The following is a 15689-nucleotide window of genomic DNA, read 5'->3' as shown; positions in this document are numbered from 1 at the left end:
CACATAGCGTTGTGTAAAAGACGCCAGCGCCGCGCCTACCACTCGGCGATCCAATCGAACGATCCCCTTCCCCTCCACCTCGAAAGCCTGTCAGTACTTTTCTGAAGCAGACCTTTGAGGTAATCATGTCTACCGAACCGCAACGGCAAAAAGAACAGGCACCTGGTCAGCACTCACCGCAGGAACAAGGCACGGACCGCAATGATCCGGCCATTGATCCACAAACACCCGATGCGGTGCCGGATCCGGGTCAGGATGAGAGCCAGCGCCAGAATCAAAGCCAGCAACAGAGCCAGAGCCAGAGCCAGAGCCAGAGCCAGAGCCAAGGGTCGGCCGAAGACAGCGCCTATGTGCCTGACTATGAGCCAGAGGAAATGCCCAAGACCCAACGCAATCACCAGCCTACCCAAGGCGTCGATGCCGATATCGACACTCAGGGTGGTTGACACGTCGCATTGAACGCGTGAATTGGGCCATCTGGCCCAATCACCTGGCAGCGCACCTCACGGCGTGCGTTCTTCCCTGATCTCCTGCACCTGATACGCCGGATCAGCCTTGATCTGCTGCTCGGTGAACGGCAGATCAGCCCACTGCTTTTTCGAGAACGCCTCGGTCTGGTCTCGCGAGTGGGCGGACTGTGGATTGCTCGACTCGGAAAACGCCAGCAAGCCTTTGGCCTTTGGACCCTGCTCGTCGAATGTCACCACTTGCAGGTAGCTGGTGCCGCTGACCACCTCACGCTTGCCGTCCTTGCCCGCTACCGTCTGCATTGCGTTATAGACGCCCAGCGCCGCCGGACCGCCGTGGATGGGAATCGGCTGACCGCCGAGGCTCGACACCTGAATATCGCCCCAGGTCGTGTTCGCCGACAGCCCCGTCTTGCTCACCTCGTCCTGCACCGCCAGCATGGCCGCACGCAAGGCCGTCGCGACCTCGGCACGCTCAATCGCCAGACCCCTCGGGGTGTGAACCGGATCCTGCGCATCGAACACCACCCGCCAGCGCGACCCGACGGACTGCATGGCGGCCATGATCTTCTGAAAGTACACAAAGCCCACGCCACTGCTCAGGTCAACGCGACCGTCCCAGGCGCTTAACGCCGCACACAACGGCGCCAGGCGCTTTTCATCATCGCCCAGTCCGGTCGCACAGAACTGCAAGAGGTCCGGCAGCACTTGCCCGGATTGATACACCTCGTTGTCCATCACCATGGCCTGCAGGTTCTCGACGCTGACCTTGCCCGCCTGCTGCAACGTGCCGAGCCTGTCCAGCGCAAAACGCGCACGCAGCCCAAGCGGCTGGCCTTCCTGGCTGATCAACGGCGAAAAGTTTTTCTGCGGCGCTGCCGGATTGACCATCCAGGCAGAGTCGTTGGCGTGCTGCACGAAGTCGGTGCGCAGCAGCTGCGGCTGGCGCGACGACGCGAAGATGCCCGGTTGTGCTGCCTCTGGGGCGATGTCCCAGTTACAGTCACTGCGTGAGCCGTCGAGGATGATCAGTTCGGTGCCGATACGCGGGTCGCTGCACTTGGCGAGCTTGGCCGCATCGACGTTCGGCACCACCGAGACATTCATGTACAGCGCCTGCCCCCGGTCATCGACCGCCACGGTATTCACCCAAGGAATCCCCTGGACACTGCGCACCGAATCCTGAAACGCCTTGAGGCTTTTCGCCTGATCCATGGCGTACCACTGCTTTAACACGCGGTCATTCTTGAGGTTCGCATCGCGCAGGCTGAAGGCGAACTTGTCGTTCCAGTCCAGTTTGCCGGGCCATTGCACGATGGGGCCGAACGTCGACGAGTAAACCGTGCGGATCACCGGCTTGACGCTGCCATCAGGCTGCTTCGCCTGGACAGTGACCTGTTGCTTGCCCATCGCCACCGACTTGCCGTCAAGCAGGTAACGGGTCGGGTCTTTGGGATCGAGCTGCAGGCGATGCAGGGTGAAGTGTCTGGACGTATCAACGGTGTGGGTCCATGCCAGATGCTGGTTGAAGCCAATGTTGATCAGCGGCAGCCCCGGCAGCGCCGCACCCATCACGTCCAGCTTGCCGGGGATGGTCAGGTGCATCTGATAAAAACGCAGGCCGCCACCCCACGGAAAGTGTGGGTTGGCCAGCAACATGCCACGGCCGTTGGCCGACAGCTCGCGCCCGATCGCGACGGCGTTGCTGCCGCGCTCCAGCGCGAATTGCTCATTGCGGGCAGCGGCCAGTTGCAGGGCCTGACGCTGGTCGTCCTGAAGGCTGGCCTGAGCACCCGGCTGCGGCGGCATGGCCCCGGCCAGCGCTTCGGTGAACTGACCCACCCCGCCTTCAACCAGCAAGCGGCGGGTCAGACGCACCAGATCGTCGGTGCTGATCGGCCGCACCCATTCGGCGACGCAGGCTGGCGGAAGCCCCTTGGCGTTCTGTTCCTCCAGTGAACGGTTGTAACCGGCGACATAACCCTGCATCAACTGGCGAATCTCGAGCGGCTGCGCCGTCCAGAAATCAGCCAGTGCTTCAGGCGTGTTCAACCAGTTGAACAGCAGGTCGCTGGCCAGATTATTGCGCTGTTCTAGGGTCGTCTTGTCTGGCCCGAAATAGCGCGAGCGCTGGCCATTGACCGTGACAACCTCGTTGGCCAGCAGGCACAGGTTGTCCTGCGCGTAGGCGTAACCGATGCCGTAACCCAGCCCGCGTTCGTCAGTTGCGAGGATGTGCGGCACGCCAAAACCGGTACGACGCACCTGCGCCGAGGCGCTCTGATTCTCGGCGCTCACCAGCGCCTGGACAGGTAGCACCAGCCCGAGCGAGAGACCTGCGACAAGCAAACAGGACAAGGGTCTGGACATGATCATGCTGACTCCACCTCGAAAGAAAAACGGAACACGACTGGAAAAAGCCGCTCCCCTTAAACGAGGCCGCCGAGTGAAATTTAGTCGGCACAGCCATTTTACTGACAGCGCTAAATTCCCCTGCGGCGCTCTCGTCTTAATGACAGCTCCCGTAGCCGTCGCCCGTTGAACGGCTGATTTTCCCCAGGCAGGAACCCTGCATGAAACGCTCTCGACTCCCTCGACGCACTGTCCTCGCGGCCCTTTGCCTGTTTCCGGTCATTGCGGTGTGCGCATGGCAGATCCTGCCCGATGACCACAGCAAGACACACACCGTCACCGTGACGCGCGGCAGCATTGAAAGCAGCGTAACGGCGCTGGGCACACTGCAACCGCGCAGCTATGTAGACGTCGGCTCGCAGGCGACCGGGCAGATCATGAAGATTCACGTGCAGGTGGGCGATCAGGTCAAGGAAGGTCAGTTGCTGGTCGAGATCGATCCATCCACACAGAAAGCCAGGCTCGACGCGGCGCGCTACGCCATCGACAACCTCAAGGCCCAGCTTCAGGAACAACGCGCACTGCACGAACTGGCCCAGCAGAAACAGCAACGTCAGCAGCGTCTTGCAGCCGGCGGTGCAACCCGTGCCGAGGACGTGCAGGCCGCCGAATCGGAGTTTCGCGCCACCCAGGCCAGGGTCGACATGTTCAAGGCGCAGATCCTCGAAGCCCAGGCGGCGCTGCGCAGTGACGAAGCTGCGCTGGGCTACACACGCATTTATGCGCCCATGAGCGGCACGGTGGTCGCGCTGGATGCCCGCGAAGGTCAGACCCTTAATGCCCAGCAGCAGACGCCACTGATCCTGCGCATCGCCCGCCTGTCCCCGATGACCGTCTGGGCCGAAGTGTCAGAGGCCGACATTGGCCATGTGAAACCGGGGATGAACGCCTATTTCACCACCCTGAGCGGCGGCAACCGGCGCTGGAAAAGCACTGTGCGGCAGATTCTACCGGTGCCGCCCAAGCCGCTGGAACAGGCTAATCAGGGCGGCGGCAGCCCGAGCAGTTCGCGCAAAAGCGGCGGTGGCCGGGTCGTGCTGTACACCGTTCTGCTGGACGTCGACAACGACGATCAGGCTTTGATGGCCGAGATGACTGCACAGATCTTCTTCGTCGCCAGCAGCGCGCAGGACACCCTGACCGCGCCGCTTTCAGCACTGAAGACCGGGACGCAAAGCGACCTGCAGACCGCGCAGGTGCTTACCGCACGCGGCGACGTGCAGAGCCGTCAGGTGCGCACAGGCATCAGCGATCGATTACGCGTGCAGATCCTCGGTGGCCTCGAAGAAGGCGACCAGCTGCTGGTGCCCTCGACTTCCGGCAGCGGAGGCTGAATGCAGACGCCGCTGATCGACCTGCGGGCCATTCGCAAATCCTACGGCGGTGGCGACAGCCCGCAGGTCAACGTGCTGCAAGGTATCGACCTGTCGATCCACGCCGGTGAGTTCGTAGCGATTGTCGGCGCGTCCGGCTCAGGCAAGTCGACGCTGATGAATATCCTGGGCTGCCTGGACCGGCCTACCTCGGGCGAGTACCTGTTTGCCGGGGAAAATGTTGCCGAACTGGGCAGCGACGAGCTGGCCTGGCTGCGCCGCGAGGCGTTCGGTTTCGTGTTTCAGGGCTATCACCTGATCCCGTCTGGCTCGGCGCAGGAAAACGTCGAGATGCCGGCGATCTACGCCGGAACACCCGCCGCACAACGGCATGCCCGTGCCGCCGCCCTGCTCGACCGACTGGGGCTTGCTTCACGCACCGGCAACCGCCCGCACCAACTGTCCGGCGGTCAGCAGCAGCGGGTATCCATCGCCCGCGCGCTGATGAACGGCGGCCACATCATCCTCGCTGACGAACCCACCGGCGCGCTCGACACCCACAGCGGCGCGGAAGTCATGACATTGCTGGACGAACTGGCCAGTCAGGGCCATGTCGTCATTCTGATTACCCACGACCGGGACGTCGCCGCCCGCGCCCGACGCATCATCGAAATCAGCGACGGGCGCATCGTCAGCGACACACTCAACGGGACGGCTGATGCTGCCCAGCCTGCGACCAACCCGGCCGCCTTGCAGGCAGTCGATCTGCGGGCTCGACTGGCTCACGGCAGCAGCACTCGTGGTGCCTGGAAAGGTGAACTGCTTGACGCCATCCAGGCGGCCTGGCGGGTCATGTGGATCAACCGGTTTCGCACCGCACTGACGCTGCTGGGCATCGTCATCGGCGTCGCTTCGGTGGTGGTCATGCTGGCGGTTGGCGAAGGCAGCAAACGCCAGGTCATGGCACAGATGTCATCGTTCGGCTCCAACATCATTTACCTCAACGGCAAAGCGCCGAGTCCGCGCGCGCCGAAAGGCATCATCACCCTTGAAGAAGTCGCGGCGCTGGGTGATTTGCCCGAGGTGCGGATGATCATGCCGGTCAATGGCGGCCAGGCCGGGGTGCGCTTCGGCAATGTCGATCATTCCAGCTACGTGGGCGGCAACGACACGCATTTTCCGGCGATCTTCAACTGGCCGGTGGTCGAAGGCAGTTACTTCACCGAAGCCGATGAACAGAATGCTGCGGCAGTGGCCGTGATTGGTCACAAGGTCAGGCAGAAGTTGTTCGGCGACCGAATCGACCCCATCGGTCAATACATCCTGATCGAGAACGTGCCGTTTCAGGTGGTCGGCGTGCTTCAGGAAAAAGGTGCAAGCTCCGGCGATCTGGACAGCGACAACCGCATCGCGATTCCGTACTCGTCGGCCAGCATTCGTCTGTTCGGCTCGCAGGACCCTGAATACATCACCCTCGCCACCCGCGATGCCGACAACGTCAAACAGGCCGAAGCGGCGATCCGCGACCTGCTCGATCGCCTGCACAACGGCAAGCAGGACTACGAGCTGACCAATAACGCGGCGATGATCCAGGCCGAGGCCCGCACCCAGAACACGCTGTCGTTGATGCTGGGCTCGATTGCGGCGATTTCGCTGCTGGTCGGCGGTATTGGCGTGATGAACATCATGCTGATGACCGTGCGTGAGCGAACCCGCGAGATCGGCATCCGCATGGCCACCGGCGCACGTCAGACCGACATTCTCCGCCAGTTCCTCACCGAAGCGGTCATGCTCTCGGTCGTTGGCGGCCTGGCCGGCATCGTGTTGGCGCTGGGCATGGGCGCGGTGTTGTTGCTGAGCAAGGTCGCGGTGGCCTTTTCGCTGTCGGCCGTGGCGGGAGCCTTTGGCTGCGCGCTGATCACCGGGGTGATCTTCGGTTTCATGCCCGCCCGCAAAGCTGCCCGGCTCGATCCGGTGGCGGCCCTCACCAGTCAATGAATGATCAATCCATGAAAGCACACTTCACGCTGTTGACTACTTGCCTGCTGCTGGCCGCGTGCAGCACGCCAGCGCCCGGCCCGAACATCGGCATCCAGCCACCGCCGACCTGGGCATTCGCCCAGAGCGCCGCGACCCAACGCAGCGATGCACGTTGGTGGCAACGCTTCGGCAGCCCGGAGCTGAACCGTCTGATCGAACAGGCCAGCCGGGACAGCCATGAAGTCGGTGCAGCGATGGCGCGGGTGCGTCAGGCTCAGGCAACGGCGATTATCGGCGGTGCGCCGCTGCTGCCTGAATTGACTTACGGCCTGCGCGGCGAACGCAACACATTCATGCGCAGCAGCGACCGCAAGGCCAATCCGTCGGACGACAACAACACCGACATGTTCACCGCCGACCTGACCGCCAGCTACGAAGTGGACTTCTGGGACGGCGTGGCAGCTGGTCGCGACAGCGCTGTGCAAAGCCTGCGCGCCAGCCAGTTCGATCAGGCAACCGTGGAGCTGACCCTGCTCAGCAACGTAGCCGACCGTTACGCGCAAACCCTGTCGGCCCGCGAGCAAGGGCGTATCGCCGAGCTGAACCTGGCCAACGCCAAGGATGTACTGCGTCTGGTGCAGACCCGCTACGACTCGGGCTCAGCGACGGCGCTGGAATTGGCGCAACAGAAGAATCTGGTCGCCACTCAGCAGCGCGAGTTGCCGCGCATTCAGCAACTGGCCAATGAACAACTGATCACCCTCGCCGCCTTGTTGGGTCAGCCGGTGCAGAACCTCAAACTGAACAATCAGGCGTTTGACACACTGAGTTGGCCGGACATCGGCAGCGGCGTGCCCAGCGACCTGCTGACCCGCCGCCCCGACCTGGCCAAGGCAGAAGCCGAGCTGGCAGCCGCGCAAGCCGATGTCACCGTTGCCCGCGCAGCGATGTTGCCCAAACTCACTCTGAGCGCCCGCGTCGGCACCGAATCGGTCCGCGCCGAAGACTGGCTGCGCGCGCCCTTCACCAGCCTGGCGGCGGGTCTGGTCGGCCCGATCTTCAACAACGGCCGCCTCGGTGCCGAGCGTGACAAAGCCACGGCACGCCAGGAAGAACTGCTGGAAACCTACCGTGGCGCGATCATCAACAGCTTCGCCGACGTGGAAAAGGCCCTGAACAGCATCGATGGTCTTGATCAACAACGCGAATGGCACGAAGAAGAACTAAAACAGGCCCAGACCGCGTTTCGCATCGCACAGAATCGCTATCAGGAAGGTGCCGAAGACCTGCTGACCGTGCTGGAAACCCAGCGCACCCTTTACCAGGCACAGGACGTGAGCGTGCAGTTGAGGCTGGCGAGGGTGCAGGCCAGTATCGCGCTGTACAAAGCACTGGGAGGTGGGTGGCAGGTGCGTTGACTACAGAGCGAAGACGTCTCTTCCAAGGGCTGTGGGAGCGAGCTTGCTCGCGAAAACTATGGCTGGAACGCTCCATCTTGATTGCATTCGATTGCCCATTCGCGAGCAAGCTCGCTCCCACTCGAACAGTGGGAAGTAGCTCGTCGGCGATGGCGTCAATCCAGTCACTGATGGACCTTGGAAACAGCATCGCCGGCGAGCCGCCTCCCACAGGCGTCATTAGACCCGCTATGCGTGTGTCCGCTTAAAACCACTTCTCCGGCAATAGATTGCGCGCATACCATGGCCGACGCGGTACACGGCGGACCAGGTCGCCGAGCTTGTCGTCGGCCGCAAAGGTGATGCGCAGCGCCAGCTTCATGACTTCCGGGTCCATCTCCATCGACGTCCCCGCCTGCAGGCCGGGTGTGGTACTGCAACCGTGGGTCTCAGGGCCAAGCCATGGGTCACTGACTTCCACCCAGCGTCCCGGCGCGAACCAGGGGACGCCGTTGACCTCAAGGCGCTTCACTTCGCCCGGATGAAAACGCTCGTGCGCCCGGAACCAGTCGTCGATACGGTCGTCGATCCAGCCATGAAACATCCAGAACACCGGATTCACATGGGATGAGAACGGGTCGGCGAGAAAGTCGTTTTCCGGACCAAACCAGCGCTCGGCGAAGTCATCCGAGCGTCGCGCCATCGGCACCGGCTGGCCGTTGGCCGGGTCGCGGGCCACCGAGGCCCAGCGCATGTGCAGCCAGTCGTGTAGCTCCAGTTCGACCTGCGAACCGAACTGCCCCAGCGTCAATGTCGACAGAAAGCGTGGATCGCGGTACTGGGATTCCCAGACCTGAAAATGCGTGTGGTAGGTCTCGGGGCTTTTGATGTCGCTGACCAGTTGGGTGTATTCCTCGTCACCCGGTGCCAGCCAGTTTGGCGGCAGCGAACAGCCGTCGTGGTTGTCGAAGTAGCGAGCGAAGCCCAGACGGTCACGCTCCAGTTCCGGTTGCGGCATCGGAAAACGCGGCCACGACGGCAGATCCTGAATCCGTCGTGCCTGAATCAGCATGTGCCGGTGCATATAAAAGAAATCCACGCCCGAGCCGTTGCGATCCTTGTGCGGTCCGCGAGCATCACGCTCCTTATCCCGCGGCCCCGGCTGCCAGCCGATCCCGCGCAAGGCTTCCTGCTTGTCGCGGGGCAGCTTGTGCCACTTGTCGCGGGACGCATGCCAGAGCTGATGAAACAGCCGATGTTCTCTGGAAATCAGCCAGGCATGAAACTCAGGCGTCAGGCTCACTCGCTCCCGTGCCTCGGGGAACAGTTGTTTGATGGCGATCACCCGGTTTTCCAGCTCTGGCAACGCCAGCGGTCGGTCGAGGCGTTCGATGCGGCCACTCAGCGTGCCGCTGCCCGCGTTGCCGAATGCACCCCAGACTTCATCGAGGATCAGGCTGAATTCGTAATGCGGCGTATCACTGTGTGGGTCGTTGCCCGCATGACCGTCCATGATCCGCAGATACAGCTTGGCGGCGTTGGCCGGTTGCAAGTCGCCGATCACCCGAAAGCGCGGCGGCGCCTCTCCGCGCAGATTGTCCGCAGTGTCTATGTAGCCGCGCAGACCGCGACCGCGCGGGGCGATGTCGAGGAACATTTCCAGGCCGTGCAGCGGCGCACTCTGCAAGCCTGCATCGCGGCCTTCGAAGCGCAGCGTCCACACACCGCGCAACTTGTCGGCCAGGCGCTGAGTGGTGGTGTCGGCCGGGCCTGCGGTGGCCTCGCCGGGAGTGACGGGCTCCTCGACACGGGTGAGTTCCCGGTGTGCGTACCACGCAGCCGGTACTGCCGCGCCGGTCAGCGCCAGACCTGCCATGAACCCTCGTCGAGAAATCGTCATCACCCTACCTGCTACAGCCCCCGAGACACCGGTTATCCAGCTAGAACGTAAAGCCTGAGCATAAATTTACTGAGCGTCGCGTCTTTACGCTGATCGCTCTACGTGGCGCTCATCGCGACGCAAAATCCTCCGACTCTCCAAAAAGCAGTAGCACTGAAGCGCTTTTCTGACGCGATAGTGAGAACACCGCCGATCGCGACGCGGGTGAAGGCTGAGTTCTGGCGCTGATTCGGGGGGCAATCGGCATGGATGCCGATTGAGCCGCATTGGGCCATGGATGGCCCGTTGCGGCGACCCCCGAATCAGTGTCAGGACGAAGGAACCCCGGCGAAGCCGGGGCCGGAACCGGAGCTTAGGGGTTTGCCTACTTTGCCCCGTCAAAGTAGGTCGCCGAGGGGCGAAAAGGTGATGAGAGTCGAGCGCGCGGCTCACTGAGTCCACTGTCTGTGCCATTTGTGACGCGGCGCGTCACGGGCTGAATGCCCACGCTAAGCGATGGGCACAATCAGTACGAAAGCGCAGTTGAGAAAATAATGCGCGCCCTGCCAGGCTGAACCGACGCTAAATTTTTCCGCCATCCGCTCGTTCTCCCCACATAGCAACGGCCCTGTCGCCCACAGGCAAGGCAGGCCTGCACCGATCACCTGAACGAGACGGCAATGACAAAACCGCGTTGGAAAAAGGCGCTCTTCATCGGCCTGCCCCTGGCTCTGGCCATCAGTGCAGGCGCGGGCTACCTGGCCTGGCATTACGGAACGCCAGCGGGTTACCCGGTCAAGGTCATGAAGCAGGCCGAGGACTTGCAGGAACGGATCATTTCCTTCGACAGCCACATCACCGTGCCGATGAAGTTCGGCAGCGAGCGCAACGAAGCCGACAAGGACGGTTCCGGGCAGTTCGACCTGGTGAAGACCGCACGTGGCCGACTCTCCGGCGCGGCGTTGACGGTGTTCGGCTGGCCGGAAATCTGGAATGGTGCCAACGCTCCGCATCGCCCGACGCCCGGTTTTGTCGATGAGGCGCGCAAGCAGCAGGAAGTGCGCTACAAGATCATCACCGGCATGGTGCGCGACTTCCCCAATCAGGTCGGCATCGCCTACACACCGGACGACATGCGCCGCCTGCAGGGCGAAGGCAAGTTTGCGATTTTCATCAGCATGCTCAACGCCTACCCGCTGGGCAACGACCTCGATGCGCTGGACCGCTGGACGGCGCGTGGCATGCGCATGTTCGGCTTCAGCTATGTCGGCAATAACAGTTGGGCCGACTCGTCGCGTCCGCTGCCGTTCTTGAACGACACGCCGGATGCACTGGGCGGTCTGTCCGAGATCGGCAAGCAGGCCGTACAGCGGCTCAACGATCTGGGCGTGATCATCGACGTGTCGCAGATGTCGAGCAAGGCGCTGGAACAGGTCAGTCAGTTGAGCCGCACGCCGATGGTCGCTTCGCACTCGGCACCGCGCGCGCTGGTGGATATCCCGCGCAACCTCAGCGATGAAGAAATGCAGTTGATCAAGCAAAGCGGCGGTGTCGTGCAGGTAGTGGCCTTCCCCGCTTACCTCAAGCCGTTGAGCCAGCCGACCCAGGACAAGCTCAATGCGCTGCGTAAGGAGTTCGACCTGCCGCCGCTGCCGAATCTGGCGATGGCGCTGATGCCCGGCGACGCGATCATCACCGTCTGGCCGGAACAACGCTTCGGTGCCTACGCCAGCAAGCTGTACGCGATTCTTGAGGAAGAGCCCAAGGCCACGGTCAAGGACTTCGTCAACGCCATCGACTACACCGTGAAGAAGATCGGTATCGACCACGTCGGTATCAGTTCCGATTTCAACGACGGCGGCGGCGTGAAAGGCTTCAACGATGTCAGCGAGATCCGTAACGTGACGGCTGAATTGATCGAGCGCGGCTACGCCGAAGCCGACATTGCCAAGCTGTGGGGCGGCAACTTTCTGCGCGTCTGGGAACAGGTGCAGGCATCGGCCAAACCGGTGGTCAGCCCATGACTGACCGCAGAACGTTCCTCAAACAGGCCGGACTGCTGGCCGCCGCCCTGCCGCTTGGATCGAGCCTGATCGCGCCTGCTGTGGCCGCCAAACCAGACCCCGTGGCAGCAAACAAGTGGACCGCATTGAAACAGCTGTTCAATCAGGACCCCGACTACATCCACTTCTCGAACTTTCTGGTGACCTCGCACCCAAGGCCGGTGCGCGAAGCCATCGAGCAGCACCGCGCTCACATCGACCGCAACCCAGGTCTGGCAATGGATTGGGACCTGCAGGAAACCGAGCTGCGCGAGCATGAAGTGCGTGTCTGGGCCGGCAAGTACCTGAACGCCAAACCCGGCCAGATTGCGCTGACCGGCAGCACCACCGAAGGGCTGGCGATCATCTATGGCGGCCTGCACGTGCGCCCGGATCAGGAAATCCTCACCACCGAACACGAACATTCCTGCGCCCGCAGCATTCTCAATTTCCGTCAGCAGCGTGACGGCACACGGGTGCGCAAGATCCGTCTATTCAAGGATGCGGCGCAGGTGTCGGCCGACGAAATCATCGCCTCGATTGCCCGCAGCATCAGGCCCGACACCCGCGTATTGGGCATGACCTGGGTGCAGTCGGGCAGCGGCGTGAAACTGCCGATCGACGCCATCGGTGATCTGGTGGAAGAACACAACCGCAACCGCGACGCCGGGGACCGCATTATTTATGTGGTCGACGGTGTCCACGGTTTTGGCGTCGAGAACCTGGATTTCCCGGACATGAAATGCGACTACTTCGTGGCCGGTACGCACAAATGGATGTTCGGCCCACGCGGTACGGGGATCGTCTGCGCCCGCTCGGAACAAATGACCGACCTCACGCCGACGATTCCGACCTTTTCCGAAGCGACCAACTTCGCCACCACCATGACGCCGGGCGGCTATCACTCGTTCGAGCATCGCTGGGCATTGAACAAGGCGTTCGAACTGCACTTGCAACTGGGCAAGGCCGATGTTCAGGCGCGCATCCATCAGCTCAACACCTACCTCAAGGAGCGCCTGCAGGCGCAGCGTAACGTCGAGCTGGTCACACCGATGGACCCTGCCCTGTCGGCGGGCTTCAGCTTTTTCAGGATCAAGGACCAGGCCAGCGACGAAGTGGCCGCCTGGCTGATGAAGAATCGCATGGTGGTCGATGCGGTAAGCCGCGATGTCGGTCCGGTGGTGCGCACCGCGCCGGGCCTGTTGAACAGCGAAGCTGAAATCGACCGGTTCATGGCCCTGCTCAGCCAGCGCACCTGACGCTTGCATACCCGCTTTGCTTCACCTGCTTTCCGTTTTGCCATTGAGGCCCTTCATGAAAAAGATGCTGTTCACCCTGTCCCTGACCTCACTGCTCGGTCTGTCCTTGAGCGGTATGGCCCACGCCGCCACTGCCGAGCCCGGCAAGGTTTTCAAGGACTGCAAGGATTGCCCGGAGATGGTCGTACTGCCTGCGGGCACCTTCACCATGGGCGCGCCGGAAGAGGAAATGGGTCGCCAGCCGGATGAAGGCCCGCTGCACGACGTGACCTTCGCCAAGCCGTTCGCCATCAGCCGCTTTCAGGTCTTGAGCGGTGAGTGGGACGCCTACATCAAAAGCTCCGGCTACAAAATGCCGGACGGCGACACCCGGCCCGGACGCGAGTGCAAGGCTGGCAAGCCACGCTATCCGCTGGGGCCTCGTCAGCCTGCGGTGTGCATGGACTGGAACGAAGCCAAGGCCTACGTCGCCTGGCTGTCGAAGAAGACCGGCAAGTCGTACCGCATGGTCAGCGAGGCGGCCCGTGAATACGCCGCACGCGGTGGCAGCAAGGGCTCATTCCCTTTCCCTATGGATGAAGGCAAGCCCTACGGCATCGCCAAACACGCCAACACCTACGGCCCGGAAGACGGCTTCAGCTACACAGCTCCGGCGGGCAGCTACAGCCCGAACGACTTCGGCATCTACGACGCCCACGGCAACGTGTATGAATGGACCGCCGATTGCGAGACCAGCAACTACAACGGCGCGCCCACCGATGGCAGTGCCTGGCTGGCAGGCGATTGCACCTGGAAGATGATCCGCGGCAATGACTGGACCGAAGCGCCGATCTTCTCCCGCTCGGGCAATCGCAACAGCCGCCAGCCGGATGTACGTGGCGACTGGCTGGGCTTTCGGGTCATGCGCGACCTCTGACCGATCGATCGATGCTGCGGCCTTCAATGAGGGCCGCAATCACGGACACTCACGAGAACCATCATGACCCTCAAAACCCAAAGCCTCGCCGGGGAAACCCTGAGAATCCTCAAACCCTTCTGGTGGCTGGTGGCGCTGTCGACGGTGCTGGGGATCGTCAGTGGCCTGAGCGTGACGGCGCTGCTGGCCACGATCAATAACGCGATGAACCTGCCGGGCGGACCCGACACCCAGACCGCGCTGCTGTTTGCCGGGCTGTGCGTACTGACGCTGGCGTGTTCGACGCTGTCCAACCTGTCGACCAACTACGTGGGCCAGCGAGTGGTTGCCAACCTGCGCCGCGAGCTGGCCGCCAAGGTGCTGGTCGCTCCCATCGAGCAACTGGAGCGCTATCGCTCGCACCGTTTGATTCCGGTGCTGCTCAACGACGTAAATACCATCAGCACGTTCGCCCTGTCGGTGGCGCCGATGGTGATTGCCTTAACGGTGACCCTCGGCTGCCTGACCTATCTGGCGTTGTTGTCCTGGCAGATTCTGGGCCTGACGGTGCTGACCGTGATCCTGGGAACCGGCGCGCAATTCGTGGCGCACAGGTTCGGCATGCGCAGCATTCTGGCGGCACGCAATGGCGAAGACGAACTGCAGAAGCACTATCAGGCATTGTCGGCAGGCGCCAAGGAACTGCGCATTCAGCGCAAGCGTCGTCAGCACATGCTCGACGAAAAGATCCACGGTGCCACCGAGCAGATCTGCCGTTCGAACATCCGCGCCGCGAACATCTTCGTCAGCGCCGAGACCTTCGGCTCGATGCTGTTCTTTGCCGTGATCGGCATGGCCATCGCGTTTCAGGCCCTGTGGCCGACCACCGAAAAGACCGTACTGGGCGGCTTCGTGCTGGTGATGCTGTACATGAAAGGCCCGCTGGAGCGTCTGGTGAACGCCTTGCCCGCCATCAGCCGCGCCCAGATCGCCCTGCGGCGCATTGCCGAGCTGTCGTGGAAATTCTCCAACCCCGAGCCGCACCTGCTGGTCAGCGACCGCCCCAATACGCTGGCCAGCCTCAAGACTCTGGAACTGCATCAACTGCGTTACGACTATCCTGCCGTCGAGGGCAGCGACGCGTTCCATCTCGGCCCGATCAACCTGAGCGTCAAACAGGGCGACATTGTGTTCATCGTTGGCGAGAACGGCTGCGGCAAGACCACGCTGATCAAGCTGCTGCTAGGCCTGTACACGCCGCAACAGGGCGAAATACGCCTCAACGGTGACGCCGTCACACCGCAGACTCTGGACGACTATCGTCAGCTGTTCACCACGATCTTCGCTGACTATTACCTGTTCGACGAGCCGCTGCAGGGTCAACCAAGCCTGCCGCAAGACGCCGGCAAATACCTGGAACGTCTGGACATCGCCCACAAAGTCAGCATTCGCGACGGTGCCTTCACCACCACCGATCTGTCCACCGGACAACGCAAGCGTCTGGCGCTGATCAACGCCTGGCTGGACGAACGTCAGGTGCTGGTGTTCGACGAATGGGCCGCCGACCAAGACCCGGCCTTCCGCCGCGTGTTCTACACCGAGCTGTTGCCGGAACTGAAACAGCAAGGCAAGACCATCATCGTGATCTCCCACGACGACCGGTATTTCTACATCGCCGACCAACTGGTGCGCATGCAGGCCGGGCAGATTGACGTCGAGCAAGTGCAGAGCGAATCGGTGTCGGCCTGACCGGCAGCCCTCCCCGATGCCCCGCCCGGCCGGTCCGCGAGCGGGGTTTTTTCGTGCTATACGCCGTCACGCACTGCTCAGAGATAGCCATGCGCCATCTTTTTTCGCGAATTGTGAAAAATTCATTAAAGAACAGCGAGTCGGTTTCGTTCTCATTTACAGCGAATGGTGCGCCCGGCTGTTTCTGATGCCTGGTCGCTCATCGATAAAGGCGTTCACGACTGCCGGGTTTCCCTGGCGAAACCCGATTCTGCAGATCTGAACGACGTTTTCTGCCCTCTGCCGATACCTACGAG

Annotated in this window: 10 protein-coding genes; 8 read left to right on the top strand and 2 right to left on the bottom strand. The window is 62.3% G+C overall.

The features are described from left to right. The first annotated feature begins 125 nt into the window (after positions 1-125). A complete protein-coding gene (locus H8S56_RS11215; RefSeq protein WP_187518673.1) occupies positions 126-446 on the top strand; it encodes a hypothetical protein in 321 nt (106 codons plus the stop codon). A gap of 57 nt (positions 447-503) precedes the next feature. On the opposite strand, the gene pvdQ is transcribed toward H8S56_RS11215, so the two are convergent. Next, the gene (gene pvdQ / locus H8S56_RS11210; RefSeq protein ID WP_187518672.1) at positions 504-2843 is read right to left on the bottom strand and encodes a bifunctional acylase PvdQ; all 2340 of its coding nucleotides are present in this window, start codon (positions 2841-2843) and stop codon (positions 504-506) included. A 197-nt stretch (positions 2844-3040) separates the two neighbouring features. On the opposite strand from pvdQ, the gene H8S56_RS11205 reads away from it, so the two are divergent. The 3 genes from H8S56_RS11205 to H8S56_RS11195 are packed head-to-tail and all read left to right on the top strand — an operon-like array spanning position 3041 to position 7590. Next, the gene (locus H8S56_RS11205) at positions 3041-4213 is read left to right on the top strand and encodes an efflux RND transporter periplasmic adaptor subunit (RefSeq protein WP_187518671.1); all 1173 of its coding nucleotides are present in this window, start codon (positions 3041-3043) and stop codon (positions 4211-4213) included. Then, positions 4214-6190, top strand: coding sequence for a MacB family efflux pump subunit (locus H8S56_RS11200; protein WP_187518670.1), 1977 nt, complete (start codon positions 4214-4216; stop codon positions 6188-6190). 11 nt (positions 6191-6201) lie between these two features. Further along, on the top strand, positions 6202-7590 hold the full coding sequence (locus H8S56_RS11195) for an efflux transporter outer membrane subunit (protein WP_187518669.1): 1389 nt from the start codon (positions 6202-6204) through the stop codon (positions 7588-7590). A 244-nt stretch (positions 7591-7834) separates the two neighbouring features. Here the strand turns inward: H8S56_RS11195 and pvdP are convergent, their stop codons facing one another. Next, positions 7835-9469, bottom strand: coding sequence for a pyoverdine maturation tyrosinase PvdP (gene pvdP, locus H8S56_RS11190; RefSeq protein WP_187518668.1), 1635 nt, complete (start codon positions 9467-9469; stop codon positions 7835-7837). Between the two features lie 659 nt (positions 9470-10128). Between pvdP and pvdM the strand changes: the two genes are divergently transcribed. From pvdM to H8S56_RS11170, 4 genes are all read left to right on the top strand, one after another. Beyond that, positions 10129-11472 carry a pyoverdine-tailoring dipeptidase-like protein PvdM gene (gene pvdM / locus H8S56_RS11185; protein ID WP_187518667.1) on the top strand — a complete coding sequence of 448 codons (1344 nt, stop codon included), beginning with the start codon at positions 10129-10131 and terminating at the stop codon, positions 11470-11472. Then, the gene (gene pvdN, locus H8S56_RS11180) at positions 11469-12749 is read left to right on the top strand and encodes a pyoverdine-tailoring periplasmic protein PvdN (protein ID WP_187518666.1); all 1281 of its coding nucleotides are present in this window, start codon (positions 11469-11471) and stop codon (positions 12747-12749) included. The genes pvdM and pvdN overlap by 4 nt, the downstream gene beginning before the upstream one ends. A 55-nt stretch (positions 12750-12804) precedes the next feature. Next, complete coding sequence (gene pvdO / locus H8S56_RS11175) at positions 12805-13665, top strand: dihydropyoverdine dehydrogenase (RefSeq protein ID WP_187518665.1); 861 nt, start codon at positions 12805-12807, stop codon at positions 13663-13665. 63 nt (positions 13666-13728) lie between these two features. Next, entirely contained in the window at positions 13729-15393 is a 1665-nt protein-coding gene (locus H8S56_RS11170; protein ID WP_187518664.1) for a cyclic peptide export ABC transporter, read from the top strand. Positions 15394-15689: the final 296 nt, after the last annotated feature.

The organism is Pseudomonas triticifolii (genome assembly GCF_014358015.1).
In the GTDB taxonomy this organism is placed as follows: domain Bacteria; phylum Pseudomonadota; class Gammaproteobacteria; order Pseudomonadales; family Pseudomonadaceae; genus Aquipseudomonas; species Aquipseudomonas triticifolii.
This window is presented reverse-complemented; position numbering and strand designations above follow the sequence as displayed.